Origin of the sequence: Xanthomonas sp. SHU 166, from assembly GCF_000364685.1 — a bacterium.
Taxonomy (GTDB): Bacteria; Pseudomonadota; Gammaproteobacteria; order Xanthomonadales; family Xanthomonadaceae; genus Xanthomonas_A; species Xanthomonas_A sontii.
This window is the reverse complement of the sequence record NZ_AQOJ01000187.1, coordinates 1-3053: the sequence shown is the minus strand read 5'-3', so window position 1 is coordinate 3053 and position 3053 is coordinate 1. Positions and strand designations below refer to the sequence as shown.

4 protein-coding genes are annotated in these 3053 nt (G+C 70.6%); 3 read left to right on the top strand and 1 reads right to left on the bottom strand.

Annotated elements, in window-relative coordinates; all coding sequences use genetic code 11:
- On the bottom strand, window positions 1-619 hold a 619-nt coding region (locus tag D180_RS06695), incomplete at its 3' end, for an enoyl-CoA hydratase-related protein (protein WP_017912188.1).
- Between the two features lie 124 nt (window positions 620-743).
- On the opposite strand from D180_RS06695, the gene D180_RS06690 reads away from it, so the two are divergent.
- The 3 genes from D180_RS06690 to D180_RS06680 form a co-directional block, all read left to right on the top strand.
- Entirely contained in the window at window positions 744-995 is a 252-nt protein-coding gene (locus D180_RS06690; RefSeq protein WP_026144392.1) for a FeoA family protein, read from the top strand.
- Entirely contained in the window at window positions 992-2851 is a 1860-nt protein-coding gene (locus D180_RS06685) for a ferrous iron transporter B (protein ID WP_017912187.1), read from the top strand. Before D180_RS06690 ends, D180_RS06685 begins: the two co-directional genes overlap by 4 nt.
- A 1-nt stretch (window position 2852) precedes the next feature.
- Window positions 2853-3053: DUF6587 family protein (locus D180_RS06680; protein WP_017912186.1), on the top strand; the 201-nt coding region annotated here is incomplete at its 3' end.

Here is a 3053-nt window from a genome sequence, read left to right as displayed (position 1 = left end):
CGGCCAGCGGCCCGGCCTGGCCGAGCAGGGCGACCTGGCGTTGCACCGCCGCGTCCAGCGCCTCCGGCGCCACCGCCTGGTGGACCAGGCCGATCTGCGCCGCGGTGGCGGCGTCGAAGGTTTCCGCGCTGGCGAACCAGCGCCGCGCCTGGCGCGCGCCGATCGCCGCGATCACGTATGGCGAGATCACCGCCGGCAGCAGGCCAAGCCGGCTTTCGCTGAGCGCGAAGCGCGCATCGGTGGCGGCCACGGCGATGTCGCAACAGGCGACCAGGCCCACCGCGCCACCGAACGCCGCGCCTTGCACTCGCGCCACCGTGGGCTTGGGCAGTTCGTCCAGCAGGCGCATCAGCCGCGCCAGGGCCAGCGCATCGTCCAGGTTCTCCTGTTCGCCGGCGCCGGCCATCGAGCGCATCCACTGCAGGTCGGCACCTGCCGAGAACGCCGCGCCGGCACCGGCCAGGACCACGACCTGCACCTGCGGATCGGCGCCGATCTGCAGCAGGGCGTCGCTGAGTTGGGCGATCAGCGCGGCGTCGAAGGCGTTGCGGACCTCGGGTCGGTTCAACTGCAGGGTCAGGACCTTGCCGGATCGTTGCAACAACAGGGCATCGCTCATCGAACACGCTCGTACAAAGGGGAAACGGCAGCCATACGGCGATCATAGCCGGCCGTGCCGGTCCCGCCATGACGCGCCGCGGCGATGCTACAATTGATAACCATTCTTATCGACGGAACGTGCTGTGACGTTGTCCGACATGCCGTTGCGCAGCAGCGCCCTCGTGGAATCCGTGCACGACCGCCAGGCCAACGACGCCATCGCCCGGCGTCTGCGCGAGCTGGGCTTCGTCGCCGGCGAGCAGGTGCAGGTGCTGGCCAGCGGGCCGATCGGTGGCGAACCGCTGCTGGTGCAGGTGGGGTATACGCGCTTCGCGCTGCGGCGCAGCGAGGCGGCACGGGTGCAGGTCAGTGCGCTGGACGAGGTGCGCTCGTGAGCGCGGTGGCCGCGCCGCTGCGCCTGGCCCTGGTCGGCAACCCGAACTGCGGCAAGACCGCGCTGTTCAATCAGCTGACCGGCAGCAAGCAGAAGGTCGCCAACTACGCCGGCGTTACCGTCGAGCGCAAGGAGGGCCGCTTCCGCGCGCCGTCCGGGCGCGAGTTCGCGGTGCTGGACCTGCCCGGCGCCTACAGCCTGCAGCCGGCCAGCCTGGACGAGGCGATCACCCGCGACCTGTGCCGCGGCTTCTACCCGGGCGAGCCGGCGCCGGACGTGCTGGTCTGCGTGGTCGACGCCACCAACCTGCGCCTGCACCTGCGCTTCGCGCTGGAACTGCGCGAGCTGGGCAAGCCGATGCTGGTGGCCTTGAACATGGTCGACGCGGCGCAGCGCCGCGGTATCCAGATCGACCGCCAGGCGCTGGAACAGGCGCTGGGCGTGCCGGTGATCGAGACCGTGGCGGTGCGCCGCAACGGCGCCCGCGCCCTGGTCGAGCGGCTCGACGCACTGGCGCCGGCACTGCCGCCGGCGGTGGCGCCGAGCGAGGGGCAGGGCGACTACCACCAGCAGGTGCGCGCGATCCTGGCGGCGGCGGTGTCGATGCCGACCCGCACCTCGCGGGTGGACGACGCGCTGGACCGTTGGCTGCTGCATCCGGTGGCCGGGCTGCTGACCCTGGCGGTGGTGATGTTCCTGATCTTCCAGGCGGTGTACGCCTGGGCGGCGCCGCTGATGGACCTGATCGATGGCGGCACCAAGGCGCTGGGCGCCTGGATCGGCGGAACCCTGCCGGAGGGGCCGCTGAACAGCCTGCTGGTGGACGGCATCATCGCCGGCCTCGGCGGGGTGGTGGTGTTCCTGCCGCAGATCCTGATCCTGTTCGCCTTCATCCTGGCGCTGGAGGAATCCGGCTACCTGCCGCGTGCGGCGTTCCTGCTCGACCGCATGATGGCCGCGGCCGGTCTGTCCGGGCGCTCGTTCATCCCGCTGCTGTCCAGTTTCGCCTGCGCCGTGCCCGGCATCATGTCCACGCGCAGCATCCAGGATCCGCGCGATCGCCTGGCGACCATCCTGGTGGCGCCGCTGATGACCTGTTCGGCGCGGCTGCCGGTGTACGCGCTGCTGATCGGCGCGTTCATCCCGCAGCGGCAGGTGTGGGGCGTGTTCAACCAGCAGGGGCTGGTGCTGTTCGGCCTGTACTTCGCCGCCATCGCCAGTGCGCTGGTGGTGTCGTGGACGATGAAGAAGTGGCGCCGCGACAAGGGCGAGCATCCGCTGCTGCTGGAACTGCCGTCCTACCGCGTGCCGCACCTGCGCGATCTGGCGCTGGGCCTGTGGGAGCGCGCGGCGATCTTCCTCAAGCGCGTCGGCGGCATCATCCTGGCGTTGACCATCCTGCTGTGGTTCCTGCTGAACTTTCCGGCGCCGCCGGCCGACGCCACCCTGCCGGCGATCGACTACAGCTTCGCCGGCCGCATCGGCCACGCCATGACCTCGGTGTTCTCGCCGCTGGGCTTCAACTGGCAGATCTGCATTGCGCTGATTCCCGGCCTGGCCGCGCGCGAGGTGGCGGTGTCCTCGCTGGCGACGGTCTACGCACTGTCGGCGGCCGACGACGATGCCGTCGCGCAGGCGCTGTCGCCGCTGATCCACGACGGCTGGTCGCTGGCCACCGCGCTGTCGCTGCTGGTCTGGTACATCTACGCACCGATGTGCATTTCCACCCTGGCCACGATCAAGCGCGAGACCAATTCGTGGAAGCAGATGAGCTTCGCCGCGTTCTACCTGTTCGCGCTGGCGTATCTGGCCTCGCTGGTCACCTACCAGGTTGCGGTGGCGCTGGGAGCCGGCTGAGATGAGCGCCTCGCTGCTGCTGCAGTACCTGGTGATCGCGCTGGCGGTGCTGGTCAGTGCCTGGGTGGTGTTGAAGAAACAGTTCCCGGGCACCGCGCGCAAGCTGCGCGGCGCGCTCGCACTACGCCTGCTCAAGCCCGGCCGGGCGGCCTGGCTGCAGGCGCTGGGGCGGCGCATCGCACCGCCGGCCAGCGCCGGTGCG